The organism is Halobaculum gomorrense, from assembly GCF_900129775.1.
Classification (GTDB): Archaea; Halobacteriota; Halobacteria; order Halobacteriales; family Haloferacaceae; genus Halobaculum; species Halobaculum gomorrense.
The window spans coordinates 39,617-53,601 of the sequence record NZ_FQWV01000012.1 but is presented as its reverse complement, the minus strand read 5'-3'; the positions used below and the strand labels follow the sequence as shown (position 1 = coordinate 53,601).

Below are 13,985 nucleotides of genomic sequence, written 5' to 3'. Positions count from 1 at the left end.
CCGCGAAACACTGACGACCCGAAAGATATCGAGTACAGAGTCGAAGACCGCATCGACGAACACAGCGAGGACGTTCAGCTCAAGCAGTCAGTCTTAGACGAGACGTACAACCACCGGACAGGGGTCGAACGGACCAACGATGCGGTCAAGGACTGCGGCCTCGGGCACGTCCGCGCCCGAGGCCGCGTCTACGCACGAACAGAAGTTTTCCTCGCGCTGTGTCTCCGGCTGGTCATTGCCATCACCAACTACGAGCGAGGAAACGAACCGGGCTGTGAGAAACTATGAGTACGACGTCCACACCTCGCTCACTACTTAAACGAATTTCTGGTCTACTTCTACGACCCTGAGGCCGCCGAGTACACGCTGCCCGTCACCGAGCTCATCCCGAACCTGCTGGAGTGGGTCCCAGTCCGTCCTGAAGCGGATGAAGAGGCGCTCCTCACCGCAACTGCGTTCATCGACGAATACGGGCTGACACCGACCGACGCGATCCACGCAGGGCTCGCCCACAGCCGTGACGAGCCCATCCTCTCCACCGATACCGCCTACGACGCCGCCGGCGTAGAGCGAGTCCCACTCGAGGGCATCGACGGCGCGGCAAGCAGCGAGTAGCACCAACGGCGCACTCGCCCACGCGCCTTGGAGCGGCTGCTTGCGACTACTCGCGACTGCAGCAACGGCGCGCACCCGCCCCCGGGGGGTTGTCCCACTCGTATTCGTGACGCGCGCGTACGACTGGCGACAGCATCCAGACATGTTGACCCACGACAGCGGCGATCGGCCTCGGTTGGGAGAGCCTCATGAAGGGTCACGGTGGGTGCGCTGCTCGCGAGTTCGACGTTGACGTCCATGATGTGCACCCCTCCCTGTGAACTCGACGAGCGCGCTCGACAGGCGCTGTGAGTCCACCCGAGTGGGGCACGACCCGTGCCCCAACGTCGGTCGTGAAAAACAACGCCCCAGTCCGGTGAAAAGCCGCGCAGTGACCAGCTGCAATCCGCGCCAGTCCGATTCGATCCAGCCCGATACCCCCTGTCTCGCAGTCGCCAGCCAGCCCTCCAGTCTGGCCGACATCCGAACCTCATGAACTCCTGTAGTGAACCTCTGGGAGATGGCCAGCGCGGGCCCATCGCGTCGGTGTGGTCCGGCGTCTTAAGAGCGACCGACAGGTCACAGCAGGTGTGCAGACGTTACAAGAACGCAGCGGCAGCGGCCTCGCAACGATTCCGCATGACTTCCTCGAGCGAGACGATGTGATCGACGACGGCGAGTTCCCGGACGAGCAGAACCTCGTCGTCGATCGCCTGGACCGACGTGTGTACCTCGTTCGGCTCACCGACGACGGGTCGATCCCGGACGTCGAGGAAGCCGAAGCGATCCAGCGAATCGCCGCCCAGCACCTGCTGCAGGGCGGCGCGCTCGGGCACGAGTCGACGGCGGAATCTGAGGAAGAGCCGGCAGCGCGCCGGTTGATGTAGCGCACGGTTCTCAGCTTCTTTTTCTCGCAGTGGCGCGCTCGGCACCGCACTCGTAACGAGAATCAGGCAGGGACGAAGGCGCCCTGGAACCGCGGCAAAAGCGCGGCCGCGACCGCAGTCCAAGAGCTCCGACTCTCCGACCGAGTCGGCAACGCGGCAAGTGACCAGCTCGTCGTCGCAAACGAGCACGATCTACTCCGTGGCCGTGGTGTTCGGCCCTTCGCTGCCGCCGCCCTCCGGATCGAGAGCATCGCGGCTGGACTCCCGCGGCCGTTGTGCCGGATTGCCGCCGCGCTGGATGTCGAGGAACTCGCTGCTCGAGAAGCGGTCAAGCAACTACAGGGCACAGGTGAGGTCCCGCTCGTACTCACAGATGTCGAGACGGTACTCCTGCAGCTTTGCTTCGAAGCAAATCCACCGGACGCTGTGGCGACAGAGGCGTTCGCCTGTCTCGAAGCACTCGACGATGCGGGCAAGACGATCAATCGCTCGCAAGCGGGAATCGCCGCCGCGTGTCTCGTCTACGCGTACGATCTCGTTGATCTCGCGTCATCGCCAACGCACGAGGCGATCGCCTCGATCGCGGGGACAACACTCATGACGACGTACACACGCCGCGACGAGCTGGAAGCTGTCCTCGAGGCGATGTGAGGTTGATCCGAGACAGCGTGTACTGCAGCAGTGCCTACGACTCGTCGAGAGATCCGATCGCCTGATTCATATCGGGCGCGTCGACGTCGGGCTCGGAGCGCCATTGCCAATAGGCGTACTCGTAGCCGTCTTGAGGCTCTTTGATCGAGATGTACGCTCGGTCGGGAACGCCCTCGTAGTCCGTCGGGTCAGTCGAGTACCCTGCTGCCTCGACGAGTCGCCGGAACTGTTCCTGGTGGGCACGGTCGGGGCCAGTGGTCGCTTTGTAGTCCGCGAGGTCGGCCGCCCACGCCGCGATCTCGCGGAGGCGGTTCGCCGGTTGCCGTTCGAGTGGATCAACGACGTACGCAGGGGCACCCTCGGGCGGCGCAGGTGGGGATGCATCAGTCATTGTTATCCCACAATTTGAACTGTGGGGTATAGTGAGTATCGGTCGGTCTGGTGAATCCAAACGAGGTTGTCGAATTTGCAGAAACTTGCCTCTCAGCAAATCGACAGACGTGAAGAGGATTCCAATAGAGACAACGCATAGTAATTTGACTCGACCAAGAGGCTAATCAAACCCTGCAGCATCCACATGCTGGATGAATTGGTTCACAGGAAAGTTTCCGTTGTAGTCAAAAGTGGCGAAAATAGCTTCGTAGCGTTCAGAGGGGATGATAAATGCGATAATATCCTCATAGATCAGTGTTTGGACGCCCAACTGTTGCCCTCCGACGATTGACCTAAAATTATCACCCCCAACCATCTGTCCGATAATGATTTTATACGCATTTTCAAACTCGGCTTCTGTATAGCAGTCTATCACGTCATCTCGAACATGACGTATTTCGTAGTCCAGGTTGTACAAATCAGCGACAACTCTTGGAGTAGCTTCTTCAAAATCGATGATCTTGTCAGCTGCCGTCGACACAGGTTTCTTGTATGACATTTTTCCGGGTGTAGAGTGTTATGAGGGTTCTTTCCAGTTGCTCCCATAGTCTATCAAGTACCTCAGTATGGCGTATTGAAATATGTGATGTCGCGAAAATCAATTGTTAGAAATGTACTGTTGAGACACGTATAGTTGCGTTTCAGCAGATAGATGAGAAGGTCAAAGGCGCTTTGAGAGACGCTCGATTCAGCAAGTCATTTTGATTATTCACTATGTGGTGTGTCACGAAGCGCATCTTCAGCAGCTTCTCGAAGACGCTCGATATCGTCGTCGCGATAGCTCGCGTGGGTTGTCTCGACTGACTGGTGCCGCAGCACCTCTTGGGCGAGCTCGGCGCTCGTGTCGTACAGTTCGTCACCGAGTCCACGCCGGGCACCGTGTGGTAGCAACGCCTCGCCATCTTGCGTGATCCCACTCTCGGCTGAGAGCCGCTTCAGGAGCGAGCGAGCGCCCGCTGTCGACAGCGCTGGCGGGGCCAATTCATACGCTCGCAACAGCGACCAGACAGTCTCTTTGGTCGGTTCCTCGTCGACGATGTCGGCGTCGCGAACGACATCGTACAGACTCGGTAGGTGCGCCGTCGGGAACACGGGCCACTCCTCAGTCGGTGGATCCTGTCGTCGACGATGCGCGCGGAGCCGTTCGACGCCGGGCTCGAGCAAGGGCGACTGCTGCCACTCCTGGGTCTTCCCGTAGACGCGCAGGATGCCGTCCTCGAGGTCGACGTCGCGCCACCGGAGACCGTTGCGACGGTCGTTCTGGGGATCCCGGAACAGTTCGGCACCGCGAGCGCCGGAGTACGCGAGAACGGCGACGAGCGCACGGTCCCGAGTCGCCCGATCTGCTTCGAGCCAATCGTGATCGAGCGCGTCCTCGGTGCGCCAGTCCAGCCACCGGACGATATCGTCGCGCGTCGACGGACTCCAGAACTGCCGGCGATCATCGTCGCGAACGCCGACCGAGCGGTCGGGGAGCGCGTCGCTCGCGACCGCCGACTTCGCTGGGTTCGACTCCAGGGCGTCGCGTTCGACGAGGAACGTGCAAAACGAGCGGACCAGCGCGTAGTACTGGTGGGCCGTGCGGCCGGTGATCCCGGCGGTGGGGTCGTCCTCGCGTGCCCACGCCCGCCGAGCGAGGTGGTCGCCGAACTGTTCGAGCTGGCGGACAGTGAGATCGGCGACGCTCTCGGCGCCGCGTTCCTGGACTCTGTCGACGAAGTCGCCGACCACACGCTCGACCTCCCCCCGGTGGCGTCCGGAATCACCCTTGCTTACGTTGGCGGTGAACGCCGCCAAGGCGTCAGGCAGCGATGTAGAGGGGCGAACGCGGCCCGTGAACCCCTGTTGTTCGTCTCCGGTATCCATGTGACTCACCCGAGGGCGCGAGGGTACTAGAAACCACTTGGGCTTACCAGCCTAAGCCATAGTGGGATGTATAGAATCTTTTCTTGGCGTATTGAGCCCTCTAAACCCACAAATCAGCCCATACAGCGGACATAGCCACTCTATAAACCACATATTGCGATACCTATGCTGAGTCACGCCGGAATCTGTGTGCGGTCGAATCTGGATTCAGTGGCGGCTAGAAGGACGACTCCCCCCAGTTATCCCAGATAGTTACTCCAAGTAGTTAGGCTATTTAGTTAGGCTAGTTAGTTATGTTAGTCAGACAGACTTCCTCACAACCCATCTCACCTCGCCCAATTGCCGATTCGTATTGTGGTTATGCTAGTTAGCCTAACTAGCTATCCTAACTAGACGAGATAACAATTAAGACTCATGGAATAGATCACCAAGCTGTGCTAACCTATGCGACCTACTCCGAGTCGGGAGGGATCGGGAAGACCTCCCTGTCTGCGGCGCTCGCGAGAGCGCACTCCGACAACGGGTTTGATGTCCTTATCGTGGACATGGACCCGCAGAATGGTGACGTGAGCCGGTTGCTCGGCGTCGACGAGGATCGTGAGCGAGATCGTGTCGACACGCTCTCGCACCACCTCGTAGACCGACCGCAGGGTGCGCTCGAGGACCTCGTCCGAGGAAGCGGAGAGGGGTTCGACATCCTGCCAGCCCACAATACGCTCTCACGACTTGCTGATTGGCTCGATAAGGCCGAAGCCCTGGCCGACGACATGGGAGAAGAGTTCCACCGTCACGAGCGTCTGTTCGAGGTCCTGCGGGACAGTGGCCTCGTGAGCGAGTACGACGTGTTGATCGTCGACCCGCCAGCGACAGAAGGGCCACACCTGTACAACGCGCTCGCGGCGACGCGGAATCTCGTTGTCCCGACAGAGCTGTCCGGGAAGGGCATGGCCGCCATCGAGGGACTGTCGAGTCTTGTGACCGGATTTGAGCAGGAGATTGACACCGAGATCGGTGTCATCGCGGTCGTTCCGAACGGCATCAAACACACGACCGACCAACAGCACTATCGCGAGGAGATCGAGGCGCTCGGGTACGACGTGCCGGTCATCATCGGCGAACGGTCCTCGCTGTTCGAAGGCTGTTGGCGGCAACAGTGTACGCCGTTCCACCTCGTCGAGGAGCACCGATCGCGAAAGCGCGACTACGAACAAGAGACGCTCGAGCAACTGCGTGAGCTCGCGACTTTCATCGAGAACGCATGAGTGAGGGACCTACTATGAAAGCCGGATCATCCAACGACCCATTCAGCGACGACGACCAGGACGAACAGCACGAGGACGAGCCCACCGAGGCGATCGACGACGACGTCGCGGAGGTTGCCGAACCCGTGAGTGAATCGCCCGAGACCCAAGACGACGTCGTCGACGAGCGCGACACCAGCAGCGGGTCGAGACTCGACCAGTATCCGTACAAACTGCGCCGGGACTCCGTGAAAGACGAGCGCGATATGGTCCAGCTGTATGTCCAGGACTCGACAGAGCGGCGGTCTGCAGCTCGGAAGGCCGAGTTTGAGGAGGAACACGAGGTCGATATCTATCTGACTGACTGGCGTGAGGCGGCGTTCCTCGCTGGGGTCGAGGATCGCGAGATCGTCGGTGTGCTCCGGGAGTGGGGCTACGATATCTGAGAGAGCAGAAAAGCTGGGAAACCCTATGATGACAGCTTGGAGAACATCACTGCATCCTGGATTCTACTCTTATTATGTGTTCATCGGTTCAATCGACACATCGACATTGAATCGATAGAGCGAGACCCTATCCAACGCAGTAACGGCACGCTCGATACGAGACGTGAAATCTTCCGCTACCAGAATTCCGGTGATTTGGCGATTGACTTCATCAGTTCGTGCTCCCATATACCCAAGGAGTTGTCCAAGAGCACGGTCCCCCGCTCGCCCGCGTTTGACTTCGATCACCGTCTCGGAATTGTCGTCCTCTGCGAGGATATCGATACGACCTACGTCGGTCCTGAACTCTCTACGAGCATTCTGGAGTCCCAGGGTCTGAATGTTTGCTGCAAGCCATTCCTGCATCTCAGCTTCTTGATCCGGCCCGAATCCGGGGCCAGATGGCGTTACAGTCTCTGCATTGCGAACTTCCTCGACGAGAGACACGATTCGGTCTCGATCACTGGAAAGAGTACCGAACTGGCTGAGCGTCCCTGGAGTCGGGATCTGATCTGCACCGTTCACTCGGAAGCGCTCTGAAAGATCAGGAACACGAACAGGGGTGCCAAGATCAAACCACGTGACTGGCCGCCAATAGTAATGGTCCTGAACCATCGCGTCAGCTGCTTCGGATTCCGACAGATGACGCCAAACCCTATCCTCATTATATTGAATCTCCCCAACTGTTCCAATACCGGAGATGTGACCCTTTCCTGGAGCATACGCCACAACAACATCGCCAGCGCGCATTCCATCGTCGTGATGCCCGACAAATTTCGACGCTTGGAGATCGCTGGGATCGCCGTTACGGAATTCTTCGGGAGACTGCTCTCGGTAGTCTCCTGCTGCACCACCCCAACCAGTCGTGACGATCTTTTGCTCGAGCCAATCGTCTTCAAGAACACCGCCGCGACCAGCCTTCAGCCGCCACCACATTTGCTCCTCAGCAACATCCAAATCCATAGATATAGCTACACAAGCTGACGGGTCAAATAGATATTTAATTAGCTATCAAATTAAGTTATCTTGTGATGGAATATCTCGGTGAGACTCACAATGTACACACGACAACCGCTAAGTGCGGTGGCTCACAACGTACACATCATGAGCACCGAGAAGAAGCGCGTCCAATTCCGGGCCCCCGACCGGCTCATCGACCGGACAGACGCGCTCGCGACGGTCTTAGGTGAAGATCGAACGGATATCTTGGTGACCGCGCTTCGTGAGTACCTCCAAGACGCGACCCACGATGATGCGCTTCTCCAAGAGATCGCCGATGCGTACTACGACGACGAGATCTCGTTCGAACAGCTCAAGTCTCTCGTCGGTGCCGAAAAGGCGGCGAATCTCCGCGTGTTGAAACAGCAGCTCAGCGAGGACTTCATCGACGAGGTCGCGGACGCATAGATGGCGCAAGTGGTCGCGGACACGTCTGCACTCGTGAGTCTCGGCATCGCCGCCGATCTCGACGTTGACCCACTGGCAATTGCACTCGACAAATACACGGTTCTCGTCCCAACCGTTGTCGTCGACGAACTAGAAGAAGTCGCTTCCTACGACGACGATCACGGGCGTGCTGCAGGCCGAGTGCTTGACCGAATGGAAGCGTTCTCGACGCGGTCAGTCGAGCTTGATGCTGAGTTCCCGCTCGACGACGGTGAGAATGCAGCGGTGACGCTTGCGAACGAGGAAGATGCTGACCTACTACTGTGTGACGAGTTCAACCGGCTCGGACTGATCCATGCGTCGCTCGTCGATACGCGACTAGTGACGAGCCCAACGTTGCTCTCGGTGTTCGTTCGGAACGGATGGACGTCGTCTACGGAGGCACAGACAGTGTTGGATGCAATCAGTTCTGCTCGCAGTTGGGACGCGAACAGCTACGTGCAGCGGGCGCGGTCACTGCTCGAGTGATACCTCAAAAGTAGGATTCTGGAGCTTACAGTTCCTCCTCGATCATCATCGCCTCCGGGAGTTCCAAGTACGCCCACCCGGCGAAGTGGAGAATCTCCGCAACGATCAGAGGGGTCGCTTCCCCGTGGGCGACGATTTCACTGTAGATGAGTATCCCCATCAACAGGATAGCCGAGACAGCGAGGATCGCGTGGACGTTGGGGACCAGGATGATCCGGTGGCTCCCGATCACGATATCGACCTCGAACAGCGGGGTTCGTTCCTCTTGGGTTGCTCCACACATTCTCCACTCAATGGCACACACCAATGACACATAAAGGTGTCTGCTAGCTACGTTTAATGAGTCATAACGTATATCGATAGCTGTCTCTTAACTGATCCAAGGCTATTATAGCCACAGATCACGCAAAGATGGCTAAATCGGAGAAATCAGTCGGATTTCCAGCTGCTACGGCACTACTCAGCACACATAGCGCGAAGAAGGTAGCGGGGTGTTACAACAGCTCGTCGCGCAGCCGATCGTCAAGGAACGATTTTGCATGGTCAGCGGCCCGCTCAACACGTCTATTAGCCCAACCTCCTTGTCCAGCTACATTCCGGTCGACGGGTCCGAGGTATGCTCCCCAAATGAAAAATCTCTGTAGAGTGCTTTCAACTCTGTCTGCGGAGGCCTCGATTTGCCGCTTAGCGACACCCCACAGGTGGTCAACCAACTCCACTTCGTGATCGACAGCCGAGTTCAGCATGATCTGTCGGGGCTGAGTCATTGACTCATCCCAAATGCATGTGAACTCATCTTCAAAGCTGGGTCCAGGGCGGGCGTAAATGTGCTCACAGACACTGTCTCTCCAAGAGAGATCTCGTTCTCTCGAAGTGTGGACATGTGCTTCACACTCCTCGATGTATTGTGCGATTCCGTCGTGGCCAGCCCAGAGTCGTGCGGTATTCGTGCTGAGCTTGTCTTTATCTTCGGACTTTGCTGAATCGACAAGGCACATCACTCTACTGAGGTGCTCCCCCAGAGCATTCACGACTGACGTAGGGTGAATCGACTCGAGATCATGGCCCCGTTCCTCGTGTGCGATCTTCACCGCCGCATCCCGCGTGCACGCCAATACGAGTACATCTCTCACGACGGGGGCGGGGTATTCGCTCGCATCCTGCATCCGCTGGAGCTGGTGCCCGGGAGCCATACGGTGTTAACTAATACCACGCAGCAACATTAAGCTGTCGCTAGCCTGTTATCCTGAGACAAATGTGTGTGATAAGAGAGTCTGACGCCTGTTGAAGTGACACCTTTATGTGTCTGCAAAGAACAGTGGGTGATGTGCGGGTGAGCTACTAGCCATGATCCAATTCAGCCTATTCACAGACTCTAGCCAGCGTCACTCCAGTAGTATCCAACCAGCTGCCATCCGCTGGATGTTCCCCTGCTTAACCGCTGCTAAACCAACATCGCCTATGCTTGGAGAGACGCAACTAGCTATCGAGCCACGTTTCACGACTTGGGCGAGTAGTAACTCCGTTCCTGCAGGCCTGTAGATCATGTCGGAGCAGAATTCAACGAAACAGCTCGGTCCTCGGGTCGATGCAAAGGTTGCAGACGATTTTAAGCAAATTGTCCGTTTTGAGTACGGGAAGACCAGAGGAACGCTCGGGAGTGCGATCGAGGAGGCGCTAGAGATGTACATCGCGAAAGAGGTGTACGCGGAGATCGACCGACATGGTCACCTTGACGGTTTAGTCGGGGAGATTGACGGTGACGTGGATTTCCAAAGTCGGCTGCAAGAGTACGCTGATGAGGCCGGTCCCGAGTATCTGGAGGTCTGTAACTTCCTCCGTGGAGATGCCTCACCTCAGGACGCGCGTCACAACACCCCTGTTCTCGGGAACCAGACAGACGCCGCACAGGAGTGGGAGACACTCTCTCCAACAGCCCTCGGGGAAGATACAGCTCATTCAGACTCGGATGCTAACGATGGCTACTCTGAAGAGATGATCCGGAAGGTCGTGCAAGAAGAGATCGCGCGGCTTCGTGATGAGTAGACGACAGCGGTGACACCACTGCAGTAGACTTCTCTCGTTCGTGCCAATTTGACGTAGCAGCGGGTGGAGCACCCCGCTCAAATTTACATCGGACGCACCCCCCTCCAATGGACACCGCCCTAGTTTACATTGGACGCACCCCCGTCAGACGCAGTGCAGTCTGTTACTTGTGGCGAGGACGAAGCGTTTCTTCGACGAACTCGCCAAGTCGTGAATCTGGTTCGAGGTTATCGAGGACCGTCTGGATTTTCACGTCGAGTTCGTAGCGATTCGTCTTCCCAAGCCCCTGTCCGCGGCCCCGGGTCTCTTTCGTGAGGATCCCGCTGTCGGCGAGGTCGTTGAGCTTGTCGCGGAACCGGCGCTCGGAGATCGCGTCGGCGTCGACGTCGTTGCAGAACACTTCATAGATGTCGTGGAGGTCCTTCGTCTCTGCCGCCTTCGTGCCGGTGATCGTCGCCTGTGTCACGGTGAGCAGCGCAAGTGCGCGCTGCATCGGGAGCGACCGAATCCCGCGCTCGACGGCGGCGCGCTCCAAGTACTCGTGTGCCTCTTGTACGTGCTCGGCCGTGACCGCGGCCTCGCCGGCATCGTCAGCAAACCGGCATGCCCGGAACATGAGCTTGATCGCCTCGCGAGCGTCGCCGGAGTCTTGCGCGGCGTATGCCGATGCCAGTGGGATCGCATCTTCAGCGAGGACATCGCTTTCGAGGGTTTCAAACGGATTGTCAGGGTCGGAGAACGACGTATCGCGAAGGCCGCCAGCGGCACGCCGGGCGAGGATGTTCCGGAGCTGATTCGCGTCGTAGGGAGCGAACTCGATTTCGTCCTCGCCGAGTGAGGAGCGGACGTCGGCGTTGAGATTGTCGCGGAATCGGTAGTCGTTCGTGATACCGATCAACGAGAGGCGCACGTCCTCAGGGTTCGCTCGAGAGAGTTCATACAGAACGTAGTCGTCGTTACCAATCGCGTCGATCTCGTCGAGTATGACGATCACGGTGCCGCCGATCGCCTCGAGCTCCGAGATGATCATCTCGAAGAGCGTCTTTTTCGGATGGCCGCTCGGGAGTTCTTCACCTGGTCCGTACTGCTTCTCGCGAAGCGCCTTGATCAGGTGCGTCATCACGTGGTACGACTTTTCCATCCCCTTACACCGGACGTGGACCACGCAGACATCCTTGTCGTGCTTGTCAGCGTACTGCTGGAGTTGGGTCGTCTTCAGGCCGATCCCGACGGTTTTGCCTTGCCCAGTGGGACCGTAGACGAACGCGTTGATCGGGTCGTATCCCTGAGCAGCGGGTTCGAGCGTTGAGTGGAGGTCGTTGAGTTCAGCCTCACGCTCGGGGAGCGTCTCGGGTTGGTAGGTCTGTGTGTTCGGATTTAACCGATCCATGTCGGCGAAGATGGTGTCGTCGCCGCCGAACGAGCGCATGCCTCGTGGCTCTAACGGGGACGAGTTAACCCTTCCGTCCGCGTGGTGGGTGGCCGTCCGGTAGCGGGGGGTATGTCCGATGTAAACCTCGTAGTTGAGCTTTTGGTGTGTCGAAGGGGGAGAGGGGGGTTCGTCCAATGTAAACTCACGAGAGAGGGGCCGGAGAAGCGCTGAGGCGGTTGTGTCGGTGCTGACTGTGGCCTAGTTTTATAATCCATTGGTTAGTATACGGACCGTACCAGACTAGTGCTGTGCAGTGAAGTGGTAACGTGGGAGGTTGATCTGCAGCCCCGCCCTCCTTCTTGAGGCTTACATTGGTCGCACCCCCCTCCCCGTGGGGAGTCAGTCTGTGAAAACCCTACTTGAACAACAATATCGAGTACTTACGTCGTCCGGAGATAGTCCGACTGCGGTTCGTAGATCTCTCCACGAGTACGAAGTTTGTCGAGTTCACGCTCTGCCTCATCGGAGGTAAGTCCCACCGCTGCTGCGTTTCGCACGATGACATCTCTTGGAGCACCCGGCTGGTCACTGTGGAGCTCACCAATCTCGTCGATTAGTTCTCTGATGTTGCGGACAGTCTCGGGATCGACCTCAATAGCACCGATAGCAAGCGTCGCAGCCCGTACGGACACGTTCAAATCATCGTCATCCAATTCGACCGTGGAGAGTGCGTCAGGCTTGACCTCGACAACGAAGCCATCGCCGCTGTGTTCGGCAGTGACCGTCGCCTCAAAATCGAGTTGATCCCTGATTGCCGTCTCGACATTGCGACGAGCTTCACGGCGAAGTGACTCAGCACGCTCGTCGTGATCGTCAGCAGCGTCGAGTAACTCGGAGGGAGTCTCGCTTGTATCGGACACACGATTCCTCACAATAGACTAGATAGTAGACCTGTCGGTGATACAGGCTGTTGGACCACTCCCGTCTAACGACACTTGTTAGACCTCTACTCGTTGGCCGCCTACTCTAACGTCGTCGTTAGCAGTCAACCACCCCTCTCGTTAGGACGTAGCGCTTCGTTTCTCCCGCTTCCTAACGGGAAGAAAGCGGGAAGAAAGCGGCCTCACCTCTAACGACGCGAAAAGAGAACTAAATTGCGGTGGCGGTGGTGGTGGGATTAGGGCGGTGGCGGCACCGTGCGGACCGCGTGGCCGCCTGGTCTAACCACACCCCCGTGGAAGCTGCTAACGACGACGGTAGCAGATCGGACGGCCATCATCACGTCCCCACCAACACGTCACCAGTGTCTGACTCAGCCGACTGGTACAGCGGCTTCTGTGCGTCCTTCAGTTCCTCGAGGTCGAACCGCAGTCTGAGTGACCCGTCGCGCTTCACCGTCTCGACGACGCCAGCTGCGTGGTCGTTCGCCAGCGCTTTCATCGTCCGATTCGTCGCGGTGTTCTTCGAGTCGGGCGTCATCCCAGCCAGTGGGCCGGCGCCACCGTCGACGAGCGCCGCTTTCGCCTTCGCAGACGTGACGAAGTGGTACGTGCCGCCATCGACCGCGAGTTTCGCGAGGTCGTCCCACAGCCGCATCGCGCGGTACTCACTGTTGGTCAGGTCGTCTTGCGTGATGAACGACCGGCGGTACATCTGTCGCCACTGTTCGGCCTGACACAACTCATCGGAGTCGGGCATCTCCGCACCACGATTCTTCCCGTCGCCCACGGCCTCCGGGTCGTCCAGCCGGACGTACTGTTCGTCTTCTCCGACAAACTCGACATCGAGGCCGAGATCGTCGCGAAGCGCGTCCACGTCCACTTGATCGGCCGGCAGCGTCGCCCCGGACTGTAGTTCCCGCACTTGGAGTTGGAAGACGGCGTGGTTGTTCCGTTTGGCGCGGCGGCCGACCGCCTCGTTGAGCGCGGTCATCGCTTCGACTTCCGATTCTAGCGCGGCGATCTGCTCGTCTTTCTGCTCGAGTTCGCGCGCCTGCTGTTCGATCACTGAGGCACACTCCCCGAGAAGCCCGAGAACTGTCTCACCGTCCAAGTCGCTCGAGTCCATTGATTCGATACTGCTAACGAGTTCGGTAGCAGGTTCACTCACCGCCGGCGTCCCCGGCTGAGCGTCTGGTGGATCAACTGCCTCGGTGTCAGTGTCGTACTCCGGCGACTCCGGCTTGCTTGAGACGTCCGACTGGTCGCTGGAAGCCGAAGTTGGCTCTGTCGGCGCCGCCCCTGCAGGGTAGTACCCCGTGTTGTTGGCGACAAGCTCGCCGTTGGAGACGGCGTCGGTGACGAGCGTCTCGGCGTGCGCCTCCGAACTCGCCTTCCCGAGGCCATCGAGCCACATTACCACCTGGCCGATCCCGCTGCCGTGAAGATCATGCTCGGCGAAGAACGTCGGCCAGTCAACGGCGGGGCTGACTGGATCGGGTGCCGAGCCATCGATGTCAGCGCTCATCGACCCACCTCACGTGGCCACGTGGCAGTTG

General features: G+C 58.6%; 17 protein-coding genes. 8 read left to right on the top strand and 9 right to left on the bottom strand.

Annotated features, from left to right (window positions below):
* A partial coding sequence (locus BUE16_RS15290) for a transposase (protein ID WP_143165471.1) occupies positions 1–288 on the top strand: 288 nt, incomplete at its 5' end.
* Between the two features lie 27 nt (positions 289–315).
* Here BUE16_RS15290 and BUE16_RS17285 read toward each other — a convergent pair.
* On the bottom strand, positions 316–621 hold the full coding sequence (locus BUE16_RS17285) for a hypothetical protein (RefSeq protein ID WP_234972422.1): 306 nt from the start codon (positions 619–621) through the stop codon (positions 316–318).
* A gap of 563 nt (positions 622–1,184) precedes the next feature.
* Here BUE16_RS17285 and BUE16_RS15280 point away from each other — a divergent pair.
* Positions 1,185–1,481 (top strand): hypothetical protein, encoded by a 297-nt coding sequence (locus BUE16_RS15280; protein WP_073311289.1) that lies wholly within the window; start codon positions 1,185–1,187, stop codon positions 1,479–1,481.
* A gap of 273 nt (positions 1,482–1,754) precedes the next feature.
* A complete protein-coding gene (locus BUE16_RS16505) occupies positions 1,755–2,132 on the top strand; it encodes a transcription initiation factor IIB family protein (RefSeq protein WP_143165470.1) in 378 nt (125 codons plus the stop codon).
* 34 nt (positions 2,133–2,166) lie between these two features.
* On the opposite strand, the gene BUE16_RS15270 is transcribed toward BUE16_RS16505, so the two are convergent.
* From BUE16_RS15270 to BUE16_RS15260, 3 genes are all read right to left on the bottom strand, one after another.
* Positions 2,167–2,523 (bottom strand): hypothetical protein, encoded by a 357-nt coding sequence (locus BUE16_RS15270; RefSeq protein ID WP_073311285.1) that lies wholly within the window; start codon positions 2,521–2,523, stop codon positions 2,167–2,169.
* A gap of 162 nt (positions 2,524–2,685) precedes the next feature.
* Complete coding sequence (locus BUE16_RS16500) at positions 2,686–3,063, bottom strand: hypothetical protein (RefSeq protein WP_143165469.1); 378 nt, start codon at positions 3,061–3,063, stop codon at positions 2,686–2,688.
* 206 nt (positions 3,064–3,269) lie between these two features.
* Positions 3,270–4,430, bottom strand: a complete 1,161-nt coding sequence (locus BUE16_RS15260) for a tyrosine-type recombinase/integrase (RefSeq protein ID WP_079991689.1) — start codon at positions 4,428–4,430, stop codon at positions 3,270–3,272.
* A gap of 434 nt (positions 4,431–4,864) precedes the next feature.
* Between BUE16_RS15260 and BUE16_RS15255 the strand changes: the two genes are divergently transcribed.
* On the top strand, positions 4,865–5,692 hold the full coding sequence (locus BUE16_RS15255; protein WP_073311281.1) for a ParA family protein: 828 nt from the start codon (positions 4,865–4,867) through the stop codon (positions 5,690–5,692).
* 14 nt (positions 5,693–5,706) lie between these two features.
* A complete protein-coding gene (locus BUE16_RS15250) occupies positions 5,707–6,117 on the top strand; it encodes a hypothetical protein (protein WP_073311279.1) in 411 nt (136 codons plus the stop codon).
* Between the two features lie 72 nt (positions 6,118–6,189).
* On the opposite strand, the gene BUE16_RS16105 is transcribed toward BUE16_RS15250, so the two are convergent.
* Positions 6,190–7,119: an endonuclease NucS domain-containing protein gene (locus tag BUE16_RS16105; protein ID WP_079991688.1), complete on the bottom strand. Its 930-nt coding sequence runs from the start codon at positions 7,117–7,119 to the stop codon at positions 6,190–6,192.
* A 141-nt stretch (positions 7,120–7,260) separates the two neighbouring features.
* On the opposite strand from BUE16_RS16105, the gene BUE16_RS15235 reads away from it, so the two are divergent.
* Together BUE16_RS15235 and BUE16_RS15230 are read left to right on the top strand one after the other, a co-directional pair.
* Complete coding sequence (locus BUE16_RS15235; RefSeq protein WP_073311273.1) at positions 7,261–7,563, top strand: hypothetical protein; 303 nt, start codon at positions 7,261–7,263, stop codon at positions 7,561–7,563.
* Positions 7,564–8,070 (top strand): PIN domain-containing protein, encoded by a 507-nt coding sequence (locus BUE16_RS15230; protein ID WP_073311271.1) that lies wholly within the window; start codon positions 7,564–7,566, stop codon positions 8,068–8,070.
* A 25-nt stretch (positions 8,071–8,095) separates the two neighbouring features.
* On the opposite strand, the gene BUE16_RS15225 is transcribed toward BUE16_RS15230, so the two are convergent.
* Positions 8,096–8,353 carry a hypothetical protein gene (locus tag BUE16_RS15225; protein WP_073311269.1) on the bottom strand — a complete coding sequence of 86 codons (258 nt, stop codon included), beginning with the start codon at positions 8,351–8,353 and terminating at the stop codon, positions 8,096–8,098.
* Positions 8,354–9,615: 1,262 nt separating this feature from the next.
* Here BUE16_RS15225 and BUE16_RS15220 point away from each other — a divergent pair.
* Complete coding sequence (locus tag BUE16_RS15220) at positions 9,616–10,116, top strand: hypothetical protein (protein ID WP_073311266.1); 501 nt, start codon at positions 9,616–9,618, stop codon at positions 10,114–10,116.
* A 163-nt stretch (positions 10,117–10,279) separates the two neighbouring features.
* On the opposite strand, the gene BUE16_RS15215 is transcribed toward BUE16_RS15220, so the two are convergent.
* The 3 genes from BUE16_RS15215 to BUE16_RS15205 all read right to left on the bottom strand — a co-directional run bounded on the left by BUE16_RS15215 (position 10,280) and on the right by BUE16_RS15205 (position 13,954).
* A complete protein-coding gene (locus tag BUE16_RS15215; protein WP_073311264.1) occupies positions 10,280–11,545 on the bottom strand; it encodes a Cdc6/Cdc18 family protein in 1,266 nt (421 codons plus the stop codon).
* A gap of 383 nt (positions 11,546–11,928) precedes the next feature.
* Positions 11,929–12,408 (bottom strand): hypothetical protein, encoded by a 480-nt coding sequence (locus BUE16_RS15210; RefSeq protein ID WP_073311261.1) that lies wholly within the window; start codon positions 12,406–12,408, stop codon positions 11,929–11,931.
* A 358-nt stretch (positions 12,409–12,766) separates the two neighbouring features.
* Positions 12,767–13,954 (bottom strand): hypothetical protein, encoded by a 1,188-nt coding sequence (locus BUE16_RS15205; protein ID WP_143165468.1) that lies wholly within the window; start codon positions 13,952–13,954, stop codon positions 12,767–12,769.
* Positions 13,955–13,985 lie beyond the last annotated feature (31 nt).

Excerpts from the sequence above, each read along its gene's own strand:
- BUE16_RS15230 (WP_073311271.1), top strand. The coding sequence starts at position 7,564 with ATGGCGCAAGTGGTCGCGGACACGTCTGCACTCGTGAGTCTCGGCATC.
- BUE16_RS15215 (WP_073311264.1), bottom strand. The coding sequence starts at position 11,545 with ATGCGCTCGTTCGGCGGCGACGACACCATCTTCGCCGACATGGATCGG.
- BUE16_RS16500 (WP_143165469.1), bottom strand. The coding sequence starts at position 3,063 with ATGTCATACAAGAAACCTGTGTCGACGGCAGCTGACAAGATCATCGAT.
- BUE16_RS15250 (WP_073311279.1), top strand. The coding sequence starts at position 5,707 with ATGAAAGCCGGATCATCCAACGACCCATTCAGCGACGACGACCAGGAC.
- BUE16_RS15220 (WP_073311266.1), top strand. The coding sequence starts at position 9,616 with ATGTCGGAGCAGAATTCAACGAAACAGCTCGGTCCTCGGGTCGATGCA.
- BUE16_RS15270 (WP_073311285.1), bottom strand. The coding sequence starts at position 2,523 with ATGACTGATGCATCCCCACCTGCGCCGCCCGAGGGTGCCCCTGCGTAC.
- BUE16_RS15260 (WP_079991689.1), bottom strand. The coding sequence starts at position 4,430 with ATGGATACCGGAGACGAACAACAGGGGTTCACGGGCCGCGTTCGCCCC.
- BUE16_RS15235 (WP_073311273.1), top strand. The coding sequence starts at position 7,261 with ATGAGCACCGAGAAGAAGCGCGTCCAATTCCGGGCCCCCGACCGGCTC.
- BUE16_RS15225 (WP_073311269.1), bottom strand. The coding sequence starts at position 8,353 with ATGTGTGGAGCAACCCAAGAGGAACGAACCCCGCTGTTCGAGGTCGAT.
- BUE16_RS16105 (WP_079991688.1), bottom strand. The coding sequence starts at position 7,119 with ATGGATTTGGATGTTGCTGAGGAGCAAATGTGGTGGCGGCTGAAGGCT.
- BUE16_RS15205 (WP_143165468.1), bottom strand. The coding sequence starts at position 13,954 with ATGAGCGCTGACATCGATGGCTCGGCACCCGATCCAGTCAGCCCCGCC.